The following is a 24,983-nucleotide window of genomic DNA, read 5'->3' as shown; positions in this document are numbered from 1 at the left end:
CGGCTGGGGGCTCGGCGGCGAGGCCGGGGGCTCGGCGACCGGGGGCCGGGTCCGGGAACGCCGAACGCCCCGGTCCGTGCGGACCGGGGCGTTCGGGCGAGGGAGGGGATGACGGGAATCGAACCCGCGTAATCAGTTTGGAAGACTGAGGCTCTACCATTGAGCTACATCCCCGTCAGGCCATTCCCATTAACCGGTGCGGCGTGCGCGGTGTCAAATCCTCGGGCCCCGTGGCACTCGCCGGCGCTCCCCGCGACGGCGCGGCGCGCGGCGCCCGGCGGGCCGAGGTGCGGGCCGGTCCGGGCTACCGGTAGACTCGCCGGTGGTCCGTGCCCGTGCCGGTGCACCGGACCGCAGTCGTTGCAGCCGAGGCTGCAGGAACCGGGGCGTAGCGTAGTGGCTAGCGCGCCTGCTTTGGGAGCAGGAGATCGCAGGTTCGAGTCCTGTCGCCCCGACGTTGGAGCGGCTGCCCGGCCCCGCTGGGCAGCTGCTTTCTGACTGTCCGGACCGTCGTGCGGTCCCGAGAACACCCAACCGACCTACCACTCAGGAGTACAGCGGAAGTGAAGAGCGCCGTCGAGAAACTCAACCCCACCCAGGTCAAGATCGTGGTGGACGTCCCGTTCGCGGAACTCAAGCCGTTCATCGACCAGACCTACAAGTCTCTCGCGAACCAGATCCAGGTCCCCGGCTTCCGCCGCGGCAAGATCCCCGCCCGCCTCATCGAGCAGCGCGTGGGCTTCGACTTCGTCGTCGAGAACGCGCTCAACGAGGGCCTGAACACCTTCTTCCAGCAGGCCCTGGCGGAGAACGAGATCACCCCGCTGACCCAGCCCCAGGTCGAGGTCGTCGCCAAGCCGGACGAGACGAACCGCGAGGCCGACACCAAGGTCGAGATCGACGTGGCCGTGCGCCCCGAGATCGAGCTGCCCGACTACAAGGGCCTGCAGGTCGAGGTCGAGGCCCGCGAGGCCTCCGCCGAGGACGAGCAGAAGGCCCTCGACGAGCTGCGCGGGCGCTTCGGCACCCTCAAGGCCGTGGACCGCCCGGCCGCCGAGGGCGACTTCGTCACCCTGGACCTCCAGGCCCTGATCGACGGCGAGGAGGTCGACGCCGCCAACGACCTGTCCTACCAGGTCGGCGCCGGCACGATGCTCGAGGGCATGGACGAGGCCATCACCGGGCTGTCCGCGGGCGAGGACGCCACCTTCGAGACGAAGCTCGCCGGCGGCGAGCACAGCGGCGAGGACGCGACCGTCAAGGTCCAGGTCACCGCGGTCAAGGAGCGCGAGCTGCCCGAGGCCGACGACGAGTTCGCCCAGCTCGCCTCCGAGTTCGACACCATCGAGGAGCTCAAGGAGGACCTGAAGAAGCAGGCCTCCGAGTCCACCGTGGTGGAGCAGGGCATCGAGGCGCGCGACAAGGTCCTCGAGAAGCTCCTCGAGCTGGTCGAGGTCCCCGTGCCCCAGGCCGTGATCGACGAGCAGATCGCCCAGCACTTCGACAACCCGCAGGCCGAGGCCGACCACGACACCGCGGAGCACCGCGACGAGGTCCGCAAGAACGCCGAGTCCGCGTTCCGCAACGAGATGGTCCTCGACGCCGTGGCCGACGCCGAGGAGATCGGCGTGGAGCAGTCCGAGCTCATCGACTACATCATCAACATGTCCCAGCAGTACGGCATGGACCCGAACCAGTTCGCGCAGCTGCTGGACTCCTCGGGCCAGGCCGGTCTCATGGTGGGCGAGGTGCGCCGCCGCAAGGCCCTGGCCAAGGTCCTCGAGTACGCGCAGGTGACCGACACCGAGGGCAACCCGGTGGACCTGTCCGAGTTCGTCCGCCCGCAGGGCGAGGAGCAGGACGCCGCCCAGGGCGCCGAGCCGGCCGACGCCGAGGAGCTGCCCGCCCCGGAGGAGACCACCGCGGCCCCGACCCCGGGCACCGACGAGACCGAGGAGACCGCCGAGCCCGCGAAGCCGGCCGGCCCGGCCTCCTGATCCGGTTCCCCGCGGCCCTGGACGGGGCCGCCGAAGGCGCCGTCGTTCCTGCCGGAACGGCGGCGCCTTCGCCGTCGCCGGGCCCGCCCGGGCGCCCGCGACGGCGACCATGCGCCATCAGCGAACAACCGGGTCCCGGACCGAACCGGGCCGGGGCCGGGCACTAGTCTTCTCAGAGAGATCACCGGACCACCACCGGACCCCACGGACGAAAGAGGTACCGTTCCATGACCTCCGCTCACGAGCCGACGTTCGGCTCGGCCACCACCACCCGTCCCCGCCTGCAGGGCGGCGCCACGATGACGGCCCAGGACGACTTCGTCTACAACCGCCTGCTCAAGGAGCGCATCATCTGGCTCGGCTCCGAGGTGCGCGACGACAACGCGAACCTCATCTGCTCCCAGATGCTGCTGCTGTCGGCCGAGGACCCCGAGGCGGACATCTTCCTGTACATCAACTCCCCGGGCGGGTCCGTCACGGCGGGCATGGCCATCTACGACACGATGCAGCTCATCCCCAACGACGTCGTCACCGTCGCCACGGGCCTGGCCGCGTCCATGGGCCAGTTCCTGCTGTCCTCGGGGGCTAAGGGCAAGCGCTACGCGACGCCCAACGCCCGGATCCTCATGCACCAGCCCTCCGGCGGCATGGGCGGCACCGCCTCGGACATCAAGGTCCAGGCCGAGCTGATCCTGTCGATGAAGCGCCGCCTGGCCGAGCTCACCGCCGAGCAGACCGGCCAGACGCTGGAGACCATCCTGCGGGACAACGACCGCGACAACTGGTTCGACGCCCAGCGCGGCCTGGAGTACGGCTTCTTCGACCACATCGCCAGCAGCGCCGGGTCCATGACCGGCGGCGGCGGCACCATGAAGGACCAGGACTAGGACCTCGGCGGTCCGCACCTCCCACGACCCGGCAGCCCAGAGACTTTCGAGGAATTCAACGATGACCTACACGTACGGACCTTCGTCCACGGCCGGTTCCGCGGCCGCCCTGCCGTCCAGCCGCTACGTGCTCCCGGACTTCGAGGAGCGCACGCCCTACGGCTACCGCCGGCAGAACCCCTACACCAAGCTGTTCGAGGACCGCATCATCTTCCTGGGCGTCCAGGTCGACGACGCCTCGGCCGACGACGTCATGGCGCAGCTGCTCGTGCTCGAGGCGCAGGACGCCGACCGGGACATCACCATGTACATCAACTCCCCGGGCGGGTCGTTCACCGCGATGACCGCGATCTACGACACCATGCAGTTCATCCGCCCCGAGATCCAGACCGTCTGCCTCGGCCAGGCCGCGTCCGCGGCCGCCGTGCTGCTGGCCGGCGGCACCCCCGGCAAGCGCCTGGCCCTGCCCAACGCCCGCGTGCTGATCCACCAGCCCGCGATGTCCGGCCAGGGCGGCGGGCAGGCCTCGGACATCGAGATCCAGGCCAACGAGATCATGCGCATGCGCGAGTGGCTCGAGGAGACCCTGGCGCTGCACTCCGGCAAGACGGCCCAGGAGGTCAACCGCGACATCGAGCGCGACAAGATCCTCACGGCCGCCGCCGCGAAGGACTACGGCATCGTCGACCACGTCCTGGAGTCCCGCAAGATCCACAAGCCGGCGACCGTCACCGTCTGACGCCCCGCCGCACCGGGCCCCGGTGCGCCACGACCCCCGCGGCCGTGGCGCACCGGGGCGTCGCGGTGTTGGGGGGATCCCCCGACCTCGCCTATCCTGGACGAGGATTCCCGTACCCGACCAGAGGACTGTTTCATGGCGCGCATCGGCGAGACCGCGGATCTGCTCAAGTGCTCCTTCTGCGGCAAGAGCCAGAAGCAGGTCCGCAAGCTCATCGCGGGCCCGCGGGTGTACATCTGCGACGAGTGCATCGAGCTGTGCAACGAGATCATCGAGGAGGAGCTGAGCGAGGTCAAGGACCTGGAGCAGCAGGAGCTGCCCACGCCCCACGAGATCTACCAGCACCTCCAGCAGTACGTCATCGGCCAGGAGACCGCGAAGCGGGCCCTGTCGGTGGCGGTGTACAACCACTACAAGCGGGTCCGCGCCGGCGAGGGGGGCAAGCCCCTGTCCCTGGCCACGGCCGCCGGTGACGAGGACGTGGAGATCGCCAAGTCCAACATCCTCCTGGTCGGCCCGACCGGCTCCGGCAAGACCTACCTGGCGCAGTCGCTGGCCCGCAAGCTGGACGTGCCCTTCGCCGTCGCGGACGCCACGTCCCTCACCGAGGCCGGCTACGTCGGCGAGGACGTCGAGAACATCCTCCTCAAGCTCATCCAGGCCGCCGACTACGACGTCAAGCGCGCCGAGACGGGTATCATCTACATCGACGAGATCGACAAGATCTCCCGCAAGTCCGAGAACCCCTCGATCACCCGCGACGTCTCCGGCGAGGGCGTGCAGCAGGCGCTGCTGAAGATCCTCGAGGGGACCGTGGCCTCGGTGCCGCCGCAGGGCGGGCGCAAGCACCCCCAGCAGGAGTTCATCCAGATCGACACCACGAACGTGCTGTTCATCGTCGCCGGCGCGTTCGCCGGGCTGGAGGACATCGTGGACTCCCGGGCCGGGCGCACCAGCATCGGCTTCGGCGCCTCCCTGCGGGAGGCGGGCCCGCGCGCCGACGTCATGGACGACGTCATGCCCGAGGACCTGCTGAAGTTCGGCCTCATCCCCGAGTTCATCGGCCGCCTGCCCGTGGTGACCACGCTGCGGGAGCTCACCGTCGCGGACCTCACCCGCATCCTCACCGAGCCCCGCAACGCGCTGATCAAGCAGTACAAGAAGATGTTCCAGCTGGACGGCGTCGAGCTGACCTTCGACCCCGAGGCCCTGACCGCCGTCGCGGAGCTCGCGATCCAGCGGGGCACGGGGGCCCGCGGGCTGCGCGCCATCCTGGAGGACGTGCTGCTGCCCGTCATGTTCGAGCTGCCCAGCCGCGACGACATCGCCGCGGTGCTGGTCACCGCCGAGTCCGTCGCCAAGGACGCGGAGCCGGAGATCATCACCCACGAGATGATCCGCGCGGAGCAGAACCGGAACAAAACCGCCTGAGCCGCGCCTTGTACCCGGTGACGCCCCCGCCGCCCCGGCGGGGCGCACCGTACGAGGAGGATGCTGATGGCTGACAAGGTGGAGTTCTGGTTCGACCCCGTGTGCCCGTGGGCGTGGATGACCTCGCGCTGGATGCTGGAGGTCGAGCAGGTCCGCGACGTCGAGATCGACTGGCGCGTCATGTCCCTGGCCGTGCTCAACGAGGGGCGCGAGGAGCTGCCCGAGCAGTACAAGGAGTTCCTGACCAAGGCCTGGGGCCCGGTGCGCGTCGTCGTCGCCGCCCGGGAGCAGCACGGGCCCGAGTACGTCACGGCGCTCTACGACGCCATGGGCACCAGGCTCCACCCGGGCGGGGAGAAGGACTACGAGAAGGTGATCGCGGAGTCCCTCGCCGAGGCGGGCCTGCCGGCCGAGCTCGCGGAGGCCGCGCGCACGGACCGCTGGGACGAGCTGCTGCGGGCCTCGCAGAAGGAGGCGCAGGACCGGGTGGGCGACGACGTCGGCACCCCGGTGATCGCCGTCAACGGCACCGCCTTCTTCGGCCCCGTGATGTCCCCGGCGCCCAAGGGCGAGGAGGCGGGGACGGTCTTCGACGGCGCGGTCGCCCTGGCGTCCTACCCCGGCTTCTTCGAGATCAAGCGCTCCCGCACGACGGGCCCGGTCTTCGACTGAGCCCGTCCCGCCACGGCGCGAGGGCCCGGCCACCCCACGGTGGCCGGGCCCTCGCACGTCCCCGGGGAGCGCCCTACCGGGCGGGCTCCTCGGCGGGCGCCAGCTCGACGTCGCGCACGCTCAGGCCCGCCTCGCCGGCCACGAGCCGCAGCTCGGTGGCGTTGCCGGCGGCCCTGAGGTCGCCCAGGCCGGCCTCGAGCCGCGCCACCTCCTCCGCGGAGCCGGTGATCACGGCGGAGCAGACCTCGGTGCGCTGCTTGACCTTGGCCTCGGACTTGGCCTTGCGCAGCCCCGACAGCGCCTCGCCCACGGTCGTGAGGACCTCGGGGTCGGCGTCGGCCACCAGGGCCGCGAAGCCCTCGGTGGTCGGCCACGCCGCGCGGTGCACGGAGCCGGTGCGCCACCAGGACCACACCTCGTCCGTGGCGAACGGCAGGACCGGGGCGAACAGGCGCAGCAGCGCGTCGAGGGTCGTGGCGAGCGCCGCGTGCACGGACGCCTGGGCGGCCTCGCCGCGGGCCCCGTAGGCCCGGTCCTTGACGAGCTCGACGTAGTCGTCGGTGAACGTCCAGAAGAACGACTCGGTCAGCTGCAGGGCGCGGGCGTACTCGTAGTCGCGGAACGCCTGGGTGGCGCGCTCCACCACGGTCGCGAGCTGGGCGAGCAGCGCCCGGTCCAGGGCGTCGGCGACGACGTCGGCGGAGGCGCCGGCGCGCAGCACGGAGGCCTCCGTGACGCCCTGGGCGAGCACGAACTTCGAGGCGTTGAGCAGCTTGATGGCCAGGCGGCGGCCGATCTTGATCTGCCCCTCGTCGAAGGCGGTGTCCGCGCCCAGCCGGGCGGAGGCCGCCCAGTAGCGCACGGCGTCGGAGCCGAACTTCTCGAGCGTGTCGGTGGGGACCACGACGTTGCCCTTGGACTTGGACATCTTCTTCCGGTCCGGGTCCAGGACCCAGCCGGAGATCGTCGCGTCCGACCACGGCAGGGAGTCCGTCAGGGCGTCGGCGCGGACCACGGAGGAGAACAGCCAGGTGCGGATGATCTCGTGGGCCTGCGGGCGCAGGTCCATGGGGTAGGTCTTCGCGTGCAGGTCCTCGTCGTGGCCCCAGCCGGTGACGATCTGCGGGGTCAGCGAGGAGGTGGCCCAGGTGTCGAGGACGTCGGGGTCGCCGGCGAAGCCGCCCGGCCGGCCCCGCTGGGACTCGTCGTAGCCGGGGGCGGGCTCGGCGGCCGGGTCCACGGGCAGCTGCTCGGCGGCCGGGACGATGGGGGAGTCGTAGACCGGCTCGCCCTGGGCGTCCAGGGGGTACCACACGGGGATGGGCACGCCGAAGAAGCGCTGGCGGGAGATCAGCCAGTCGCCGTTGAGGCCCTCGACCCAGTCGTCGTAGCGGGCCTTCATGAACGTCGGGTGCCACTCCAGCTCGGCGCCGCGGGCGAGCAGGCGCTGCCGGCGCTCGGCGTCGCGCCCGCCGTTGCGGATGTACCACTGGCGGGAGGTGACGACCTCGAGGGGCTTGTCGCCCTTCTCGTAGAAGTTCACGGGGTGCACGATCGGCGTGGGCTCGCCGTCGAGGTCACCGGACTCCCGCAGCAGCTCCACGACCTGCTCCTTGGCCGAGAACACGGTTTTGCCGGCGAGCTGCGCGTAGGCGGCCTCCGGGCCCTCCCCGCGGATCCAGGCCGGGGTCTCGGCGAGGATGCGGCCGTCGCGCCCGACCACCGGGCGGGTCGGCAGCTCCAGCTCGCGCCACCAGGTGACGTCGGTGAGGTCGCCGAAGGTGCAGATCATGGCGATGCCGGAGCCCTTCTCCGGCTTGGCCAGGCGGTGGGCCACGACCGGGACCTCGACCCCGAACAGCGGGGAGGTCACCGTGGAGCCGAACAGCGGCTGGTAGCGCTCGTCGTCGGGGTGGGCCACGAGCGCCACGCACGCGGGCAGCAGCTCGGGGCGGGTGGTCTCGATGTGCACCGGCTCGGCCCCGTCCCGGTGGAAGGCCACGCGGTGGTAGGCGCCGGGGCGCTCCCGGTCCTCCAGCTCGGCCTGGGCCACGGCGGTGCGGAAGGTGACGTCCCACAGGGTCGGGGCGTCGGCGAGGTAGGCGTCGCCCGCGGCGAGGTTGTCGAGGAACGCCCGCTGGGCGACCCGCCGGGAGTGGTCGTCGATGGTGCGGTAGGTGAGGTCCCAGTCCACGGACAGGCCCAGGCGGGTGAAGAGGTCCTCGAAGACCTGCTCGTCGTCGACGGCGAGCTGCTCGCACAGCTCGATGAAGTTCCTCCGGGAGACCTGGTCGAAGTCGCGCTCGTTCCTCGCGGGCTTCGCCGGCGGCCGGTAGCCCGGGTCGTAGGGCAGGGTCGGGTCGCAGCGGACGCCGAAGTAGTTCTGCACGCGCCGCTCGGTGGGCAGGCCGTTGTCGTCCCAGCCCATCGGGTAGAAGACGTTCTTGCCGGTCATCCGCTGGTAGCGGGCCACGACGTCGGTCTGCGTGTAGGAGAACATGTGCCCCACGTGCAGCGACCCCGACGCGGTGGGCGGCGGGGTGTCGATCGAGTAGACCTCCGCGCGCTCGGTGTCGCGGTCGAAGCGGAAGGTGCCCTCCTCCCGCCACCGGGTCGAGAACCTCTCCTCCAGGCCCTCGAGGGCGGGCTTGTCGGGGACGGTCACGGACGTGGTCCCGGGTGCGGTGGCGGGCGTGTCTGTGCCCTGCGTGTTGTCAGCCATGCCGACCAGTCTCTCACGGACGCGCGGGCCCGCTCCGTCCCGGCCGGGTGCTTGGGCGTCCCTCCGGGCGCGGGCTAGCGTGGGCCCATGAGCGACGAGCAGAACACAGGAACCCACACCGGCAAGGTCGCGGTCGTCACCGGCGCCTCCACCGGCATCGGGGAGGCCACCGCCCGGGAGCTGCGCCGCAGCGGCTGGACCGTCTACGCCGTGGCCCGCCGGGCCGAGCGGCTCGAGGCGCTGGCGGAGCAGACCGGCGCGATCCCCGCGCCCTGCGACGTGACCTCCGACGCCGAGGTCGAGGCCCTGCGCGACCAGGTCCTCGAGGAGCAGGGCCGCGTGGACGCGCTGCTCAACATCTCCGGCGGGGCGCGCGGCACCGACCGGGTGGCCGAGGCCCGCACCGAGGACTGGGCGTGGATGTACGAGGTCAACGTGCTGGGCACGCTGCGCATGACCCGCGCGTTCCTGCCCGCCCTGCGCGAGAACGGCGAGGGCACCGTCCTGAACCTCACCTCGCTGGCCGCCCACCGCGCGTACGAGGGCGGGGCCGGCTACAACGCCGCCAAGTTCGCCCAGCGCGCCATGACCGAGGCCCTGCGGCTGGAGGAGGCCGAGCACAACGTGCGGGTCGTCGAGATCGCCCCCGGGCTGGTGCACACCCCCGAGTTCTCCCTCAACCGCCTCGGCGGGGACCGGGCCGCGGCCGAGCAGGTCTACGCCGGGGTGGAGAAGCCGCTGACCTCGGAGGACGTCGCCGGCGTGTGCGCCTTCGCCGTGAACCTGCCCCACCACGTGGACCTCGACACCGTGACGATCAAGCCGGTCGCCCAGGCCGCGCCCCACAAGATCGTGCGCTCCTAGCAGTCCTAGCAGTCCTAGCCGTCCTGGCCCTCCTGGCCGTCCTGACCGAGGACCGGGAGCGGCGGCCCGCCGGCGACCGGGCCCTCCCCGGGTGCGCCGGCGTCCGCCGCCTCGGCGCACCCGGGGAGGGTGGGTTAAGATGGGAGCAGTCACATCGGCGCCGATCCGGCCATCACCGGGGAGCCTCCGGAAGAACGGGACCCGCGGGTCCTCAGTAGACCCGGACGGGTAAGCCCGTCACAGCAGTCAACGAGCGGCGGTCCCGCCCCCGGTGAGGGAGGCGGGACCGCAAGCGAGGTGGTACCGCGTTGTGCCCGGGCGACCGGCCGGCAGCGTCCTTGCACCCTGACCCGCACGAGCAGCACCGACGTCAGAACGAGGATCCCGTGTCAGACCAGCCCGTCTACCCCAAGGCGACCACCGACCCCGAGGCCCGCGGCGTGCCCGCGGCGCCGACGTTCCCGGCCGTGGAGGAGCGCGTCCTCGCCTACTGGCAGCAGGACGGCACCTTCCAGGCCAGCATCGACCGGCGCGACCCGGGGGAGGACGGCTCCAACGAGTTCGTCTTCTACGACGGCCCGCCCTTCGCCAACGGCCTGCCGCACTACGGCCACCTGCTCACCGGCTACGTCAAGGACCTCGTGGCCCGCTACCAGACCCAGCAGGGCCGGCGCGTGGAGCGCCGCTTCGGCTGGGACACGCACGGGCTGCCCGCCGAGCTCGAGGCCATGAAGCAGCTCGGGATGGCCGACAAGCAGGAGATCGAGCGGATGGGCATCGCCGCGTTCAACGACGCCTGCCGCAGCTCCGTGATGAAGTACGCCTCCGAGTGGCAGGACTACGTCACCCGCCAGGCGCGCTGGGTGGACTTCGACAACGACTACAAGACCCTCAACCCCGACTACATGGAGTCGGTGATCGCGGCGTTCAAGGGCCTCGACGACAAGGGCCTCGTCTACTCCGGCTACCGCGTCCTGCCGTACTGCTGGAAGGACGAGACGCCGCTGTCCAACCACGAGCTGCGCATGGACGACGACGTCTACAAGGACCGCCAGGACCAGACCGTCACCGTCTCCTTCCCGGTCCTCGACGACGCCTCCTGGGCGAAGCACCCCGAGGTCGTCACCGCGCTCGCCGGGGTCGAGGCGCTCGCCTGGACCACCACGCCCTGGACGCTGCCCACCAACCAGGCCATCGCGGTCGGCCCGGAGATCGTCTACGCCGTGGTCCCGGGCGCGGGCGAGCTCGCCGGGCGGCGCTTCCTGATCGCCGAGGACCTGCTGGGCGCCTACGCCAAGGACCTCGGCTGGGGCGGGGAGGAGGACCCGGCCGCGGCGGCCGCCGCCGCGGTCACCGCCCGCCACCGGGGCGCGGAGCTCGAGGGCCTGCGCTACCGCAGGCTGTGGGACTACTTCGCCGACGCCGAGCGCTTCGGCACCGGCACCTCCTGGCAGTTCGTGGTGGCCGACTACGTCACCACCACCGACGGCACCGGCCTGGTCCACCAGGCCCCCGCCTACGGCGAGGACGACCAGACCGTGTGCGCCGGCTACGGCATCCCCGTCGTGCTGTCCCTCGACGAGGCCGGGGTGTTCTACGACCTGTTCGCCGACGGGTCCCTGGCCGCCGGCGCCCCCCTGGCCGGGCTCGCCGGGAAGAACGTCTTCGACAAGGACGTCGCCCGCACGGTGGTCCGCGACCTCAAGGAGCAGGGCCGGCTGATCCGCCAGGCCAGCTACGAGCACGCCTACCCGCACTGCTGGCGCTGCCGCAACCCCCTGATCTACCGCGCCGTGTCCTCCTGGTTCGTGGAGGTCACCCGGATCAAGGACCGGATGGTCGAGCTGAACCAGCAGATCAACTGGATCCCGGACAACGTCAAGGACGGCCAGTTCGGCAAGTGGCTGGAGAACGCCCGCGACTGGTCGATCTCCCGCAACCGCTACTGGGGCTCGCCGATCCCCGTGTGGGAGTCCGACGACCCCAACCACCCGCGCCGCGACGTCTACGGCTCCCTCGCCGAGCTCGAGGCCGACTTCGGCCGGCTGCCGCGCAACGACCGCGGCGAGGTCGACCTGCACCGGCCCTGGATCGACGAGCTGACCCGCCCCAACCCGGACGACCCGACGGGGCGCTCCACCATGCGCCGGGTACCCGAGGTGCTCGACGTGTGGTTCGACTCCGGCTCGATGCCCTACGCCCAGGTGCACTACCCCATGGAGAACCGGGACTGGTTCGAGACCCACAACCCGGGCGACTTCATCGTGGAGTACATCGGCCAGACCCGCGGCTGGTTCTACACCCTGCACATCCTCGCGACCGCGCTGTTCGACCGGCCCGCGTTCCGCAACGTCATCAGCCACGGCATCGTGCTGGGCTCCGACGGGCAGAAGATGTCCAAGTCCCTGCGCAACTACCCGGACGTCAACGAGGTCCTGGACCGGGACGGCGCCGACGCGATGCGCTGGTTCCTGATGTCCAGCCCCATCCTGCGCGGCGGCAACCTCGTGGTCACCGAGCAGGGCATCCGCGACGGCGTGCGCCAGATGATGCTCCCGCTGTGGAACGTGTACCACTTCTTCGGCCTCTACACGAACGCCGCGAACGGGGGCGCGGGCTACGAGGCACGGACCCGCCACGACTCCGAGAACGTCATGGACCGCTACGTGCTGGCCATGACCGGGCGGCTGGTGCGGCAGACGAAGGAGGCGTTCGACGCCTACGACATCTGGGGCGCCGCCGAGCACCTGCGCTCCTACATGGACACCCTGACCAACTGGTACGTCCGCCGCTCCCGCGACCGGTTCTTCGCCGAGGACACCGTCGCCTTCGACGTGCTGCACACCTGCCTGGAGACCGTCTGCCGCGTGACCGCCCCGCTGCTGCCGCTCGTCACCGAGGAGATCTGGCGCGGGCTCACCGGCGGGCGCTCCGTGCACCTGACCGACTGGCCGGACGCCTCCGGCTTCCCGGCGGAGACCGAGCTCGTGGAGCTCATGGAGACCACCCGCACGATCTGCTCCAACGGCTCCGCCCTGCGCAAGGCCCACAAGCTGCGCGTGCGCCAGCCGCTGGCCGGGATGACCGTCGTCGTGCCCTCGGGCGCGAAGCTCGCCGGGACCTTCGAGCACATCGTCGAGGACGAGCTCAACCTCAAGGCCGTCACCCTGCTCGACGCCGCCGAGGCCTCCCCGGAGCAGTTCGGCATCTCCCAGCAGCTGAAGGTCAACGCCCGCGCCGCGGGCCCGCGCCTGGGCAAGGGCGTGCAGGCCGCCATCAAGGCCGCGAAGGCCGGGGACTGGCGGGTCGACGACGACGGCACCGTGGTCGCCGGCGCCACCGCGCTGCAGGAGGGGGAGTACGAGCTCGAGACCGTCGTGGCGGGCGACGCCGCGGCCGGCTCCCGGGCCGTGACCGTCCTGCCCGGCGGCGGCTTCCTCGTCCTCGACACCGAGCTCACCCCGGAGCTCGAGGCCGAGGGCACCGCCCGGGACATGGTCCGCACCATCCAGCAGGCCCGCAAGGACGCCGCCCTGCAGGTCTCCGACCGGATCCGCACGGTCGTGACCGCCGACGCCGCCACGGTCGCGGCGCTCGAGGCCAACCGGGCGCTCGTGGCCGGGGAGACGCTCTCCGCCGAGCTCGAGCTGCGGGTCGGCGAGCCCTCCGTGAGCGTGCACGTGGTGGACGCGCCGGTCGACGCCGCGGCGGTGCAGGCATGAGCGCGCCGTTCGCGGACACCGGGGACGCGACCTCCGTCGAGGACGTCTACGACCGGCTGCTGGCCCGTGCCCCGGAGAACCGGATGGCCCCGCGGCTCGACGCCATGCGCCGGGCCATGGAGGTCCTGGGCGAGCCCCAGCGCGCCGCCCCGGTGATCCACCTGACCGGCACCAACGGCAAGACCTCGACGGCCCGGATGGTCGAGGCCCTGCTGCTCGCCCACGACCTGCGCGTGGGCCGCTACACCAGCCCCCACCTGGCGCGGGTCACCGAGCGAATCAGCGTGGACGGCGCACCCGTGGACGACGACACGTTCGTGCGCGTGTACAACGAGATCGCCCCGTACCTGTCCTTCGTCGACGCCGAGCTCGCCGAGCGCGGCGAGCCGCGGATGAGCTACTTCGAGACCGTCACGGCGCTGGCCTTCGCGGTCTTCGCGGACGCACCGGTCGACGTCGTCGTCCTCGAGGTCGGGATCGGCGGGTCGTGGGACGCGACCAACGTGGCCGACGCCGCGGTCTCCGTGGTCACCCCCATCGACCTCGACCACACGGACATGCTCGGGGACACCCTCGAGGACATCGCCCGCGAGAAGTCCGGGATCCTCAAGGAGCACGGCTACCTGGTCTCCGCGGCCCAGGACCCCGGGGCCGCACAGGTGCTGCTCGAGCGGGCCCGCGAGCTGGGGATCCCGTTCCGCTTCGGCGGCGTCGAGTTCGCGGTGGAGGCCCGCGCCACGGCCGTGGGCGGGCAGGTGCTCACCGTCCGGGGCCTCGCCGGACGCTACCCCGACCTGCTGCTGCCGCTGTTCGGCGCCCACCAGGCCGAGAACGCCGCGGTGGCCGTCGCCGCGGTCGAGGCGTTCCTGGGCGGGGGCGAGCAGGAGCTCAACCCCGAGCTCGTGCGCACCGGCCTGGGCGCCGTCGAGTCCCCGGGCCGGCTGGAGCTGGCCCGCAAGGCCCCGCCCGTGGTCCTGGACGCCGCGCACAACCCGCACGGGCTGCGGGCCGCCGCCGCCGCCCTCCAGGAGGCGTTCACCTTCGGCAAGCTCAACCTCGTCGTCGGGGTCCTCGCGGAGAAGGACGCCGAGGCGATGCTGCGGGTGCTGCTCGACGAGTACGAGGAGTTCAACACCGAGTTCTGGTTCACCCGCTCCGCCTCGCCGCGGGCGGTGGACCCGCAGGAGCTGGCCGAGCTGGCCGTGGACCTCGGTTTCCCCGAGGACGTGGTCCACGCCGTGCCCACGCTCGACGACGCCGTGGCCGCGGCCGTCCAGGACGCCGCCGCCCGCCCGGAGTTCGACGGCGCCGTGCTGGTCACCGGCTCGATCACCGTGGTCGGCGAGGCCCGCACCCTGCTGGGGCTGTGACCGTGGCCCCGCACCCCGACCCCGTCCCGCCCGCCCCGCACGAGAGGACCCGCTCCACGTGGCACGCATGACCAAGGCCCAGCGCGAGTGGCGCCCCGGGCAGAAGAGGCCGAGGCGCTCGATCCGCACGATGTTCGCCTCCTCCGTGCTCGTCATGGAGGCGCTCATCGCCTTCTTCGCGGCCCTGGCCGCCTACGGGCTCCTCGGCCGGGAGCTGGGGGACGGCGCCCGCACCGCCGTCCTCGCGGGCGGGGCCGTGCTGGCGCTGGTCCTGCTGCTGGCCCCCGCCGTGCTGGGCCGGCCGTGGGGGTACACGCTCGGCTGGGCCCTGCAGGCGGTGCTCGTGGCCACCGGCTTCGTGCTCCCGGCGATGTTCGTGGTGGGCGCGCTCTCGGCGCTCGCCTGGTGGTACGCCGTGCACACCGGGGCGCGGCTGGACCGGGAGAACGCCGCCCGCGACGCCGCGCAGGCGCAGTGGGAGCGGGAGCACCCGGACGGCTAGGCTGGGCTCCGACGTCCCTCGCAGTCCCCCGGAAGGATTCCCATGACCACGGAACGCACCCTTGTCCTCGTCAAGCCCGACGGCGTGGCCCGCGGCCTCACCGGCCAGGTCCTCGCCCGCGTCGAGGCGAAGGGCTACCGCCTCGTGGAGCTGAAGCTCCTGCACCCCCAGCGGGAGCTGCTCGAGCGCCACTACGACGAGCACCGGGGCAAGCCGTTCTTCGGTCCGCTGGTGGAGTTCATGCTCAGCGGCCCCGTCGTGGCCGCCGTCGTCGAGGGCCACCGCGTGATCGAGGGCTTCCGCTCCCTGGCCGGGACCACCGAGCCCACCACCGCCGCGCCCGGCACCATCCGCGGCGACCTCGGCCGCGACTGGGGCGAGAAGGTGCAGCAGAACATCGTGCACGGCTCGGACTCCCCGGAGTCCGCCGAGCGCGAGATCGGCATCTGGTTCGGCTGACCCGCTCCCCGCGGACGACGAACGGCCCCCCTCCTCCGGGAGGCGGGCCGTTCGTCGTCCGCGGGGAGCGGCGCGGTCCGGCTCAGGCGGGGAAGATCACCCCGGCGAAGCGGACCAGCACGGTCCCGAAGATCACCACGAGCAGCGCCGCGGAGGCGAACCACGCCCAGGAGCCGGCCGCGCGGGCCACGGCGGCCGGGGCGGGGATCACCCCGGCGCCCAGGTTGCGGGCGGTGGTGTGCACGAGCAGGACGGTCTGCATGATCCACACGAGCATGCAGTACAGGCACAGGGCGTTGATTTCGAAGGTGGTCTGCCACCACAGCCACAGCACGAAGGCCCAGCCCAGCGTCACCCCGGCCTGGACGCACCACCAGTACCAGGGGGCGAAGCGGGCGCCGGCGAGGACCGCGAGGGCGACCGCCAGCACGATCCCGTAGGCGACGATGCCGATGAACGGGTTGGGGAAGCCGAACGCCTCGGCCTGCGGGGTGCGCATCACGGTGCCGCAGGACAGCCACGAGTTGATGTCGCAGCTGGTGCGGTGCCCGGCGTCGAGGAACAGCTGCAGCCGCTCGTGGACCAGGGTGGCGGCTCCGTAGAAGCCGAACGCGGCCGTGACGAGGGCCACGAGGCCCCAGCGGCGGTCCGCGGGCGCGGGGCCGAGGTCGGCCCGCAGGGCGGGGGAGTCGTCGAGGGAGGACGGTGTCGGTGTCACACTGCCGATCCTAGGCGATGCGGTGTCCCGCGGACCCTCCCCGGCGAGGGTCCGGGCGGGCCGGCGGCGCCTGCCGGAGCCGGGCGCGGGCGCAATCCGGGACGGACCCGGGCGACTGTGAGACAATGGCCACGGTCGTCCCCGCCCGTACGCGGGGTTCGGCCCGGTTGGACTCCGACCCCGGTCGGCAGGACCCGCGGCTCTCAACGGATTGAGCGCGTCCGCCGCCGGCCCAAAGACCGCTGCCCTCGTGAGCAGCGGCTCGGAGCTCCGGACCGGCTCGTTGCCGTCCCCGCCCGTTCGCGTGGCGTGAGGGACGCGGCGGGTACGCACAGGACTTCCGGCCGCCGCGTGGACCCCACCGGCGAAAGGCCGACCAAGCAGCTGCGGGGACCGGGTACGGACGGCGTACCGCGGCAGGAGCACAGCTGTATATGGATGCCGAACAGGTGAACCAGGACGGGGCGCACGACGCCCTGGACGCTGGTCAGCAGAACACATCGGACGACGCCCGCCGGGACGCCCCGGCGGCCGACGGGACGGTGCAGGAGACCGCGCCCGCCGCGCTCACCGACGGGCCGGGTGACGTGCTCGACGAGCCCGCCGCCGGCGAGCCGGAGGCCGCGGCGGGCGAGGCCACGGCGGGCGAGGCCACGGGGGCGGACGTCCTGGACGTCCCCCCGGGGACCGCGGTGCCGGGCGAGGAGCCCGGGTCGGTGGCCGAGGAGGCCGCCGCGCCGCAGCACCCCGCGCCGGGCACTCCCGGGGCCGAGCAGGCCGCCGAGGGCGTGAATCCGTCCGGGAAGCCCGAGCCCGCCCCGGCCGTGGAACCGGCCCCGGCCGACGGGGCGGCCGATGCCGCCCCGGTCGGCGGGACCGGCCCCGCCGCGCTCACCGACGGGCCGGGTGACGTGCTCGACGAGCCCGCCGCCGGCGAGCCGGAGGACGCTGCGGCGGGCGAGGCCACGGGGGCGGACGTCCTGGACGTCCCCCCGGGGACCGCGGTGCCGGGCGAGGAGCCCGGGTCGGTGGCCGAGGAGGCCGCCGCGCCGCAGCACCCCGCGCCGGGCACTCCCGGGGCCGAGCAGGCCGCCGAGGGCGTGGAGCCGTCCGGGGAGGCCGAGGACCTGGGTGGCCCGGCCGCCGACGAGCACGACGACGAGAGCGACGGCGAGGACGGCGACGAGCAGGACGAGGACCCGCTGACCGCGCTGTCCGCGGCCGTGACCGCGACCTCGCTGATGTTCCACGCCCCCGACCTCGACGAGCTGCGGGAGGCCGCCCAGCAGCGGGCCGCCCGCCGGCGCGAGGCGCGGCGCCGCCGCGAGGAGGAGGCCTCCGTCGAGGACGAGGGCGACGGCGTGGACGCCGAGACCGCCGAGGCCGCCGACGAGGGCGCGGAGGACTCCGGCGGCGGCGTGACCAGCCGGCGCCGGCGCCGGCGCCGCCGCGGCGAGGTCGACATGGAGCTCGTGGGCGGCAGCGACGACGACCCGCCCAACACCGTCACCCGCGTGCGCGCGCCCCGCGTCGCGGAGGCCGCCACGAGCGACGAGGTCGTCGCCGTGAAGGGCTCCACGCGCCTCGAGGCCAAGAAGCAGCGCCGCCGCGAGTCCCGCCAGTCCGGCCGCCGCCGCCAGGTGATCACGGAGGCCGAGTTCCTCGCCCGCCGCGAGTCGGTCGAGCGGCAGATGCTCGTCCGGCAGAAGGAGAACCGGATCCAGATCGGCGTCCTCGAGGACGGCGTGCTCGCCGAGCACTTCGTCTCGCACACCCAGCAGGACTCGCTGATCGGCAACGTCTACGTGGGCAAGGTGCAGAACGTGCTGCCGTCCATGGAGGCCGCGTTCATCGACATCGGCCGCGGCCGCAACGCCGTGCTCTACGCCGGTGAGGTCAACTGGGACGCGTCCCGCCTCGAGGGCGGGCCCCGCCGGATCGAGAACGCCCTGAAGTCCGGGGACTCCGTCCTCGTGCAGGTCACCAAGGACCCGGTCGGGCACAAGGGCGCCCGCCTCACCAGCCAGATCTCCCTGCCCGGCCGCTACCTCGTCTACGTCCCCGGCGGGTCCATGACCGGCATCTCCCGGAAGCTGCCCGACGTCGAGCGCGCCCGGCTGAAGAAGATCCTCAAGGACCGGCTGCCGGACGGTGCGGGCGTGATCGTGCGCACGGCCGCCGAGGGCGCCTCCGAGCAGGAGCTGACCCACGACATCAACCGGCTGCGCGCCCAGTGGGAGCAGATCCAGGAGCGCGCCGGGTCCACGAAGACGCTGGCCCCGGAGATGCTCTACGCCGAGCCGGACCTCACCATCAAGACCGTCCGCGACGTCTTCAACGAGGACTTCACCACGATGGTGGTCCAGGGCGAGGAGGCGTGGGACAACATCGAGGCCTACGTGACCTACGTGGCCCCGGACCTGCTCGACCGGCTCCAGAAGTGGGACGAGGACGAGGACCTGTTCGTCAACTACCGGGTGGAGGAACAGATCCAGAAGGCACTCGAGCGCAAGGTCTACCTTCCGTCGGGCGGTTCGCTGGTGATCGACCGGACCGAGGCCATGACGGTCGTCGACGTCAACACCGGGAAGTTCACGGGCTCCGGGGGCAACCTCGAGGAGACCGTCACCAAGAACAACCTGGAGGCCGCCGAGGAGATCGTGCGGCAGCTGCGCCTGCGGGACATCGGCGGGATCATCGTCATCGACTTCATCGACATGGTCCTGGAGTCCAACCGCGACCTCGTGCTCCGCCGGCTCGTGGAGTGCCTGGGCCGGGACCGCACGAAGCACCAGGTGGCGGAGGTGACCTCGCTGGGCCTCGTGCAGATGACCCGCAAGCGCATGGGCACCGGCCTGCTCGAGGTCTTCTCCGAGCCGTGCGAGCACTGCGCCGGCCGCGGCGTCGTCGTCCACGACCACCCGCTGGAGGGCCGCTCCGGCGGGGCCACCGGGGAGTTCCGCGACCAGCGGCAGAACCGCACGGAGCGCAAGCGCAGCCGCCGGGGCGACAAGGCCCCGGAGCAGCCGGTCCAGGCCGAGGCACCCGCCCGCGAGCCGGACCCCGCGGTGAGGGCCAAGGCCGAGGCCGCGCGGACCGCGTTCGCCACCATCGCCGCGGCCACCCACCACGAGACCCCGGCCGAGGACGGCCGGCAGCCGGCCGCGGAGACCGCCGCGGACGCCGAGGCGGAGGCCCGGGCGGAGGGCTCCGGGCGGTCCCGGAAGAAGCGGCGCGGCAAGCGCAGCCGCAACCGGGGCCAGGGCGCCGAGGCCGAGCAGCGCCAGGACGAGCAGACCCGGCCCGCCGAGTCGGCCGGGGCCCCCACGGAGCGCCCGGCGCCCGCCGAGCAGGGCTCCCGCCTGACGATCAACGGCGAGGTGATCGAGCTGCCGCACGGCCACGCGCCGGCGGCGGAGGAGCCCGCCGCGGCGCCGCTGAGCCTCGACTCCCTCGTGGAGGCCCTGGAGCAGCAGGCGCCCGCCGAGCCGGAGGCGCCGGCCGAGCCGGAGGCGCCGGCCGAGCCGGAGGCCCCGGCCGAGCCGGAGGCCCCGCGGCAGCAGGCCCCCGAGCAGGCGCCGCGGCGGGAGACCGCCGAGCGCCCGGCTCCGGCGCAGGACCCGGCCCCCGCCGCGGCGGCCGCCTCCCGCCCGGACCCCGAGCCGGTGCGTCCCCGGCGCCGTTCGCGCCGGGCCACCGCCCCGGTCGCCCGGCCCGGCGAGGCCGAGGTGACCGCCGGGCGCACGAGCACCGCCGAGGGCGTGCGCGTCGTCGCGAAGCTGCCCGCCGAGCGGAGCGAGCAGCAGCCGGGCGCCGCGGCGCCGACCATCGTGGGCGTCGGCGTCAAGGCGCAGGACCTCACCAGCGGCAGGCCCGCCGGCCAGGGCTGACCCGGCCCGCCCGCCACGGAGGACCCCGACCGGCACGGTCGGGGTCCTCCGTCGTCGGGGGCCGTCACGCAGCGTCCCGGCCTGCGGGGCCCGCGCGCGGCGGCGTACCGTGGTGCGCACCACACCCGGGGCCGCCGTCCCGTCCGTCGGGGCGTGCGGCCGCCCGTTCCAGGGAGCATCGCCATGACCAGTGCAGACGTCATCCGCAGCGCCGGCGCGGACCTCTTCGCCCGCCGGGACCCGACGGCCGTGGAGCGCCACTACACGGAGGACTTCGTCCAGCACTCGCCGCTGGCCCCGGACGGACGCGAGGGCCTCCGGCAGTTCCTCCAGCACATCCCCGACGGCTTCCGCCTCGAGGTCGTCCGGACGCTCGAGGACCACGGCACGGTGGCCGTCCACGCGGTCTACGAGGGGCTGGGCCCCGAGCCGCTGGTCGCCTTCGACGTGTTCCGCCTCGAGGGCGACCGGATCGCCGAGCACTGGGACGCCATGGAGCCCCTCGTCCCCGGTCCCGACGGCACCCGCCCCCAGCTCGACGGTCCCGTCGCGGTCGCGGACCACGAGCGCACGCAGGAGAACAAGCGCCTCGCCGCCGAGTGGGTCGAGGCCGCCCTCGTCGGCGGGGACCCTCGTGCGGTCCGGGACCACATGAGCCCCGGGGGCTGCGCGGAGCACGCCGCCGGAGCGCAGGACGGCCCGCGGCCCGCGTACCGGCGGCTGCACCGGGTGGTCGGCGAGGGCAACTTCGTGCTGACGGTCGCCGAGGCCGTCGCCGGGGGAGACGCCGGCCCCGCCGGCACGGTCGCCTGCTACGACCTCTGGCGCCTCGAGGACGGCCGGATCGCGGAGCACTGGGGCGTCGCCCAGCCGGTGCCGGAGACGATGGCGCACGCCAACGGCATGTTCTGAGCCCGCGGGCGAGGACCTGGCCGACGACGCGGGCCCCGGGCGGGGCCCGGCGGCGGCTAGACTGGCAGGACTCGTGACACGGGGTGCCGCACGCGCGGCTGAGAACACACCCGTTGAACCTGATCTAGTCAGCACTAGCGAAGGGATGTCGCAATGCGCGATGCCGTCTCCGCCCCCGCCCGCCCACCACGCACCGGGGGCGCCGCCCCGCCGGATCCCGCGCTCGCCGAGGCCGCGGCCGCCGCGCTCGAGGACCTGCGCGCCGCCGTGCCCCTCGTGCAGTGCATCACCAACACGGTGGTCACCAACTTCACCGCCAACGTCCTGCTCGCCGTGGGCGCGTCCCCGGCCATGACGGACATCCAGGGCGAGGGCGGCGTGTTCGCCGAGCTCGCCGACGGGCTGCTCGTCAACACGGGCACCCCGACCGCCGAGCAGCGCGGCGCCGCCTACGAGGCCGTCGGCGCGCGCCTGCGCGCGGGGCGGCCGTGGGTGCTCGACCCGGTGGCCGTGGGCGCCCTGCCCGTGCGCACCGCCTTCGCCCGGGACCTCCTGGAGTTCCGCCCCGCGATCGTGCGCGGCAACGCCTCCGAGGTCATCGGCCTCGCCGGGGGCGCCGGCGGGCGGGGCACCGACGCGACCGACGGCGTCGACGCCGCCCGCGACGCCGCCGCCGCGCTGGCGGTCCGGGCCGGGTCCGCCGTGGCCGTCTCCGGGCCGGTCGACCTCGTGCGCGCCGCCGACGGCACGGTCGTGCGCGTGCCGCACGGCACGCCGCTGCTCACCCGCGTCACCGGGGGCGGGTGCGCCCTCGGGGCGCTCATGGCCGCGTTCACCGGGGTCCGCGAGGACCCGGCCGCCGCCGCGGTGGCGGCCACGACCGTCTACACCCTGGCCGCCGAGGACGCCGCGGCGCAGGCCGCCGGCCCCGGGTCCTTCGCCGTGGCCCTGCTCGACCGGCTGGACGCGATCACCCCCGAGCAGGTCGCGGCCCGCGCCGGGCTCGTGCGCGAGGGGGCCGCCCGATGAACCCCCGCCTCGACCCCGCCGCCCTGGCCCTGCACCTGGTGACCGACACGGCGCTCAGCGCCCCCCGGACCGTGCCCGACGTCGTCGCGGCCGCCGTGGCCGGCGGGACCGGCATGGTGCAGGTCCGGGACAAGCACGCCCCCGCCCGCGAGCTGGTCGCCCTGCTGGTGGCCGTCGCCGAGCGCGTCGGGCACCGCGTGCCCGTGCTCGTCGACGACCGCGCCGACGTCTACCTCGCCGCCCGGGCGGCCGGCGCGCCCGTGGCCGGCGTGCACGTCGGCCAGTCGGACCTGCCGGTCGAGCTGGCCCGTCGGATCATCGGTCCGGACGCCGTGCTCGGGCTCAGCGCCGCGACCGCCGAGGAGCTCGACGCCGCGTCCGCGCTGCCCGCCGGCACCGTCGACTACCTCGGCGTCGGAGCCGTGCACGCGACGCGCACCAAGCCCGACCACCCCGAGCCGCTGGGGGTCGCGGGCTTCGCCCGCGCCGCGGCGCGCACCACCCTGCCGTGCCTGGCCATCGGTGGGGTGCGGGTCGAGGACGCCGCCGCCCTGCGCGGGGCCGGCGCCGCGGGGCTCGCCGTGGTCTCCGGGATCTGCGCCGACCCCGACCCGGCCGCGGCGGCCGGGCGCTACCTGCGCGCCTTCGACGCGGGGCGCGTGCCGGCGGGGACCGCCCGGTGAGCGCCCGGACCCCCCGCGTCCTGGCCGTCGCCGGCACCGACCCCACGGGCGGGGCGGGCCAGCACGCCGACCTCAAGTCGATCGCCGCCATGGGCGGCTACGGGATGAGCGCCGTCACGGCGGTCGTCGTCCAGAACACCCAGGGGGTGCGCGGCGTGCACGTGCCCCCCGTGGAGTTCCTCACCGCCCAGCTCGACGCGGTCGCCGAGGACGTCGTCGTCGACGCCGTGAAGATCGGGATGCTCGGCTCCGTGCCCGTCATCGAGGCCGTCGCCCGGTGGCTGGAGCGGCACCGCCCGCCCGTCGTGGTCCTGGACCCGGTCATGGTCGCCACCTCGGGCGGGCGCCTGCTCGAGCCCGACGCCGAGGACGCGCTGCGCGCCGCGCTGCACCTGGCCGACCTCGTCACCCCCAACCTGCAGGAGCTGGCCGTGCTGGCGGAGGAGGCCCCGGCGTCGTCGTGGGAGCAGGCCCTCGCCCAGGGCCACTGCGTCGCCCGCGCGCACGGGACGCTCGTGCTCGTCAAGGGCGGGCACCTCGCCGGGGACCGCACCCCGGACGCCCTCGTGGGCCCGGACGGCCCCGAGCCGCTCGTCGCCTACGAGGGGGCCCGCGTGCCCACCCGCAACTCCCACGGCACCGGCTGCTCCCTGTCCTCCGCCCTGGCGACCCTCCAGGTCCGCCACGGGGACTGGGCGACCAGCCTGCGGATCGCCCGGGACTGGCTGCGCGGGGCCCTCGAGCACGCCGACGAGCTCGAGGTGGGCCACGGCAGCGGGCCCGTGCACCACTTCCACCACGTCCAGGACGCCCTCGCGGCCTGGGGCACGGAGCCCGGGCGGTTCAGCGACGCGCTGTGGGCGGCCTCCGCCCCGGTGCGCCGCGAGATCGAGGAGCTCGAGTTCGTCCGTCGCCTCGGCGACGGAGGGCTGGAGCCGGAGCGGTTCCTCGCCTACCTCGACCAGGACCTGCAGTACCTCGACGGCTACAGCCGGGCCCTGGCGCTGCTGGCGGCCCGCGCCCCCAGCGAGGAGCACCGGCTGTTCTTCGCGGCCGGGGCCCTGGCGTGCACCGAGACGGAGGCCGAGCTGCACCGCGCCCGGCTGCGCCACGCCGGGCGCGAGCGCCCGGACGGGCCGGGGGAGACGACGCGGCGCTACACGACGTTCCTGCTCGCGGCCACCGCCGCGGAGCCCTACCCCGTGGGCCTGGCCGCGGTCCTGCCGTGCTACTGGGTCTACGCCGAGGTCGGCCGGCACCTGCAGGAGCTCGCGGCGGCCGCGGGCGGGGCCGAGCACCCCTACGCGGACTGGCTGGCGACCTACGCCGACGAGGGGTTCCCGGAGGCGACCCGCACCGCCCGGCGGCTGCTGGACGAGGCCGCCCGGGACGCCGCCCCGGCCGTGCGCGAGCGCATGCGGGAGGTCTTCCTCGAGGCGTGCGCCCTGGAGCGGGACTTCTTCGCCGCGCCCGGGACGGCGGGCCGTTTGCCGGGGGTTGTCGCCATCGAGTAGTCTTGATCTTCGGTGCCATGCCGGTGCGCGCGTGTTTAACTCGAACACCCCACCTGGAGGCACATGCGGGTGCAGTTCCTGAATTGCGGCGAACCTGCGCTGACCACGGCTCCGTCCCACGGCCCGGTCACCGTGAGCTCGTCTCAACGTCGTTGGTCCTGACAGGTATGCGCTCGACCCACACTGTTTACACATGACGTCGAGAGAAGTGAGTTCCCAAGTGGTGTACGCGATTGTCCGCGCTGGCGGCCGCCAGGAAAAGGTTTCCGTCGGAGACCTCGTTACCCTTGACCGCGTCGCCGGCGGAGCAGGCAGCACCATCGAGCTTCCTGCCCTGCTGCTGGTCGACGGGGACAAGGTCACCTCGGATGCCCAGACCCTGGCCAACACCAAGGTCACGGCCGAGATCGTCGAGAACCTGCGCGGTCCGAAGATCTCCATCCAGAAGTTCAAGAACAAGACCGGCTACAAGAAGCGCCAGGGCTTCCGCGCCGAGCTGACCACCGTGAAGGTGACCGGCATCGGCGCCTGATCGGCCCGGTTTCCCTCCAGACTCCAGACGCCAGTCCTAATACGAAGGTAGGCACACCCCATGGCACACAAGAAGGGCGCGAGCTCCACTCGCAACGGCCGCGACTCCAACCCGCAGTACCTCGGCGTGAAGCGCTTCGGCGGCCAGACCGTCAACGCGGGCGAGATCCTCGTCCGCCAGCGCGGCACCCACTTCCACCCGGGCCAGAACGTCGGCCGCGGCGGCGACGACACCCTGTTCGCCCTGGCCGCCGGCCAGGTGGAGTTCGGCACGCGGCGCGGGCGCAAGGTCGTCAACATCCTGGCTGCCGCCGAGTAGTCCCCGGGCCGGCCCAGCCGGC

The 24,983-nt window shown here is 73.5% G+C and carries 19 protein-coding genes, 2 tRNA genes and 1 riboswitch; of the genes, 18 read left to right on the top strand and 3 right to left on the bottom strand.

Annotation, left to right across the window (positions count from 1 at the left end; all coding sequences use genetic code 11):
• Nucleotides 1-103: 103 nt before the first annotated feature.
• Nucleotides 104-174, bottom strand: a tRNA-Gly gene (locus ACYSMR_RS03075).
• A gap of 208 nt (nucleotides 175-382) precedes the next feature.
• Between ACYSMR_RS03075 and ACYSMR_RS03070 the strand changes: the two genes are divergently transcribed.
• The 6 genes from ACYSMR_RS03070 to ACYSMR_RS03045 all read left to right on the top strand — a co-directional run bounded on the left by ACYSMR_RS03070 (nucleotide 383) and on the right by ACYSMR_RS03045 (nucleotide 5,726).
• A tRNA-Pro gene (locus tag ACYSMR_RS03070) sits at nucleotides 383-455 on the top strand.
• Nucleotides 456-563: 108 nt separating this feature from the next.
• A complete protein-coding gene (gene tig / locus ACYSMR_RS03065; protein ID WP_461747357.1) occupies nucleotides 564-1,997 on the top strand; it encodes a trigger factor in 1,434 nt (477 codons plus the stop codon).
• Nucleotides 1,998-2,224: 227 nt separating this feature from the next.
• Nucleotides 2,225-2,884, top strand: coding sequence for an ATP-dependent Clp protease proteolytic subunit (locus ACYSMR_RS03060; protein WP_285859961.1), 660 nt, complete (start codon nucleotides 2,225-2,227; stop codon nucleotides 2,882-2,884).
• A 61-nt stretch (nucleotides 2,885-2,945) separates the two neighbouring features.
• Complete coding sequence (locus ACYSMR_RS03055) at nucleotides 2,946-3,623, top strand: ATP-dependent Clp protease proteolytic subunit (protein ID WP_251334521.1); 678 nt, start codon at nucleotides 2,946-2,948, stop codon at nucleotides 3,621-3,623.
• Nucleotides 3,624-3,758: 135 nt separating this feature from the next.
• A complete protein-coding gene (gene clpX, locus ACYSMR_RS03050) occupies nucleotides 3,759-5,054 on the top strand; it encodes an ATP-dependent Clp protease ATP-binding subunit ClpX (protein ID WP_251334522.1) in 1,296 nt (431 codons plus the stop codon).
• A 66-nt stretch (nucleotides 5,055-5,120) separates the two neighbouring features.
• Nucleotides 5,121-5,726 (top strand): mycothiol-dependent nitroreductase Rv2466c family protein, encoded by a 606-nt coding sequence (locus tag ACYSMR_RS03045; RefSeq protein ID WP_461747356.1) that lies wholly within the window; start codon nucleotides 5,121-5,123, stop codon nucleotides 5,724-5,726.
• 73 nt (nucleotides 5,727-5,799) lie between these two features.
• Here the strand turns inward: ACYSMR_RS03045 and valS are convergent, their stop codons facing one another.
• Complete coding sequence (gene valS, locus ACYSMR_RS03040; protein ID WP_461747355.1) at nucleotides 5,800-8,448, bottom strand: valine--tRNA ligase; 2,649 nt, start codon at nucleotides 8,446-8,448, stop codon at nucleotides 5,800-5,802.
• An 87-nt stretch (nucleotides 8,449-8,535) separates the two neighbouring features.
• Here valS and ACYSMR_RS03035 point away from each other — a divergent pair, with 87 nt between their 5' ends.
• The 5 genes from ACYSMR_RS03035 to ndk all read left to right on the top strand — a co-directional run bounded on the left by ACYSMR_RS03035 (nucleotide 8,536) and on the right by ndk (nucleotide 15,365).
• Complete coding sequence (locus ACYSMR_RS03035) at nucleotides 8,536-9,312, top strand: SDR family oxidoreductase (protein ID WP_251334525.1); 777 nt, start codon at nucleotides 8,536-8,538, stop codon at nucleotides 9,310-9,312.
• Between the two features lie 386 nt (nucleotides 9,313-9,698).
• Nucleotides 9,699-13,034: an isoleucine--tRNA ligase gene (ileS, locus tag ACYSMR_RS03030; RefSeq protein ID WP_461747354.1), complete on the top strand. Its 3,336-nt coding sequence runs from the start codon at nucleotides 9,699-9,701 to the stop codon at nucleotides 13,032-13,034.
• Nucleotides 13,031-14,404, top strand: coding sequence for a bifunctional folylpolyglutamate synthase/dihydrofolate synthase (locus ACYSMR_RS03025; protein ID WP_309125998.1), 1,374 nt, complete (start codon nucleotides 13,031-13,033; stop codon nucleotides 14,402-14,404). Before ileS ends, ACYSMR_RS03025 begins: the two co-directional genes overlap by 4 nt.
• Nucleotides 14,405-14,462: 58 nt before the next feature.
• Nucleotides 14,463-14,906 (top strand): DUF4233 domain-containing protein, encoded by a 444-nt coding sequence (locus ACYSMR_RS03020; RefSeq protein ID WP_309125997.1) that lies wholly within the window; start codon nucleotides 14,463-14,465, stop codon nucleotides 14,904-14,906.
• A gap of 42 nt (nucleotides 14,907-14,948) precedes the next feature.
• On the top strand, nucleotides 14,949-15,365 hold the full coding sequence (gene ndk / locus ACYSMR_RS03015) for a nucleoside-diphosphate kinase (protein ID WP_251334529.1): 417 nt from the start codon (nucleotides 14,949-14,951) through the stop codon (nucleotides 15,363-15,365).
• A gap of 82 nt (nucleotides 15,366-15,447) precedes the next feature.
• Here the strand turns inward: ndk and ACYSMR_RS03010 are convergent, their stop codons facing one another.
• Nucleotides 15,448-16,083 carry a vitamin K epoxide reductase family protein gene (locus ACYSMR_RS03010; protein WP_251334697.1) on the bottom strand — a complete coding sequence of 212 codons (636 nt, stop codon included), beginning with the start codon at nucleotides 16,081-16,083 and terminating at the stop codon, nucleotides 15,448-15,450.
• A 434-nt stretch (nucleotides 16,084-16,517) separates the two neighbouring features.
• Here ACYSMR_RS03010 and ACYSMR_RS03005 point away from each other — a divergent pair, with 434 nt between their 5' ends.
• From ACYSMR_RS03005 to rpmA, 7 genes are all read left to right on the top strand, one after another.
• On the top strand, nucleotides 16,518-19,973 hold the full coding sequence (locus ACYSMR_RS03005) for an Rne/Rng family ribonuclease (protein ID WP_461747353.1): 3,456 nt from the start codon (nucleotides 16,518-16,520) through the stop codon (nucleotides 19,971-19,973).
• Between the two features lie 183 nt (nucleotides 19,974-20,156).
• Entirely contained in the window at nucleotides 20,157-20,885 is a 729-nt protein-coding gene (locus ACYSMR_RS03000; RefSeq protein ID WP_461747352.1) for a nuclear transport factor 2 family protein, read from the top strand.
• 69 nt (nucleotides 20,886-20,954) lie between these two features.
• Nucleotides 20,955-21,048: riboswitch (TPP riboswitch) on the top strand.
• Nucleotides 21,039-21,914, top strand: a complete 876-nt coding sequence (thiM, locus tag ACYSMR_RS02995; RefSeq protein ID WP_251334694.1) for a hydroxyethylthiazole kinase — start codon at nucleotides 21,039-21,041, stop codon at nucleotides 21,912-21,914. It overlaps the preceding riboswitch by 10 nt.
• Nucleotides 21,911-22,597 carry a thiamine phosphate synthase gene (gene thiE / locus ACYSMR_RS02990; RefSeq protein WP_251334693.1) on the top strand — a complete coding sequence of 229 codons (687 nt, stop codon included), beginning with the start codon at nucleotides 21,911-21,913 and terminating at the stop codon, nucleotides 22,595-22,597. Before thiM ends, thiE begins: the two co-directional genes overlap by 4 nt.
• Nucleotides 22,594-24,111: a bifunctional hydroxymethylpyrimidine kinase/phosphomethylpyrimidine kinase gene (locus tag ACYSMR_RS02985; protein ID WP_461747351.1), complete on the top strand. Its 1,518-nt coding sequence runs from the start codon at nucleotides 22,594-22,596 to the stop codon at nucleotides 24,109-24,111. The genes thiE and ACYSMR_RS02985 overlap by 4 nt, the downstream gene beginning before the upstream one ends.
• A gap of 220 nt (nucleotides 24,112-24,331) precedes the next feature.
• A complete protein-coding gene (gene rplU / locus ACYSMR_RS02980; protein ID WP_251334700.1) occupies nucleotides 24,332-24,643 on the top strand; it encodes a 50S ribosomal protein L21 in 312 nt (103 codons plus the stop codon).
• A 60-nt stretch (nucleotides 24,644-24,703) separates the two neighbouring features.
• Nucleotides 24,704-24,961 carry a 50S ribosomal protein L27 gene (rpmA, locus tag ACYSMR_RS02975; RefSeq protein ID WP_251334691.1) on the top strand — a complete coding sequence of 86 codons (258 nt, stop codon included), beginning with the start codon at nucleotides 24,704-24,706 and terminating at the stop codon, nucleotides 24,959-24,961.
• Nucleotides 24,962-24,983: the final 22 nt, after the last annotated feature.

It is taken from the genome of Kocuria sp. U4B (genome assembly GCF_054875615.1).
This window is presented reverse-complemented; position numbering and strand designations above follow the sequence as displayed.

Excerpts from the sequence above, each read along its gene's own strand:
- ACYSMR_RS03060 (WP_285859961.1), top strand. The coding sequence starts at position 2,225 with ATGACCTCCGCTCACGAGCCGACGTTCGGCTCGGCCACCACCACCCGT.
- ACYSMR_RS03055 (WP_251334521.1), top strand. The coding sequence starts at position 2,946 with ATGACCTACACGTACGGACCTTCGTCCACGGCCGGTTCCGCGGCCGCC.
- clpX (WP_251334522.1), top strand. The coding sequence starts at position 3,759 with ATGGCGCGCATCGGCGAGACCGCGGATCTGCTCAAGTGCTCCTTCTGC.
- ACYSMR_RS03045 (WP_461747356.1), top strand. The coding sequence starts at position 5,121 with ATGGCTGACAAGGTGGAGTTCTGGTTCGACCCCGTGTGCCCGTGGGCG.
- valS (WP_461747355.1), bottom strand. The coding sequence starts at position 8,448 with ATGGCTGACAACACGCAGGGCACAGACACGCCCGCCACCGCACCCGGG.
- ACYSMR_RS03035 (WP_251334525.1), top strand. The coding sequence starts at position 8,536 with ATGAGCGACGAGCAGAACACAGGAACCCACACCGGCAAGGTCGCGGTC.
- ACYSMR_RS03025 (WP_309125998.1), top strand. The coding sequence starts at position 13,031 with ATGAGCGCGCCGTTCGCGGACACCGGGGACGCGACCTCCGTCGAGGAC.
- ndk (WP_251334529.1), top strand. The coding sequence starts at position 14,949 with ATGACCACGGAACGCACCCTTGTCCTCGTCAAGCCCGACGGCGTGGCC.
- ACYSMR_RS03005 (WP_461747353.1), top strand. The coding sequence starts at position 16,518 with ATGGATGCCGAACAGGTGAACCAGGACGGGGCGCACGACGCCCTGGAC.
- ACYSMR_RS03000 (WP_461747352.1), top strand. The coding sequence starts at position 20,157 with ATGACCAGTGCAGACGTCATCCGCAGCGCCGGCGCGGACCTCTTCGCC.
- thiM (WP_251334694.1), top strand. The coding sequence starts at position 21,039 with ATGCGCGATGCCGTCTCCGCCCCCGCCCGCCCACCACGCACCGGGGGC.
- thiE (WP_251334693.1), top strand. The coding sequence starts at position 21,911 with ATGAACCCCCGCCTCGACCCCGCCGCCCTGGCCCTGCACCTGGTGACC.
- rpmA (WP_251334691.1), top strand. The coding sequence starts at position 24,704 with ATGGCACACAAGAAGGGCGCGAGCTCCACTCGCAACGGCCGCGACTCC.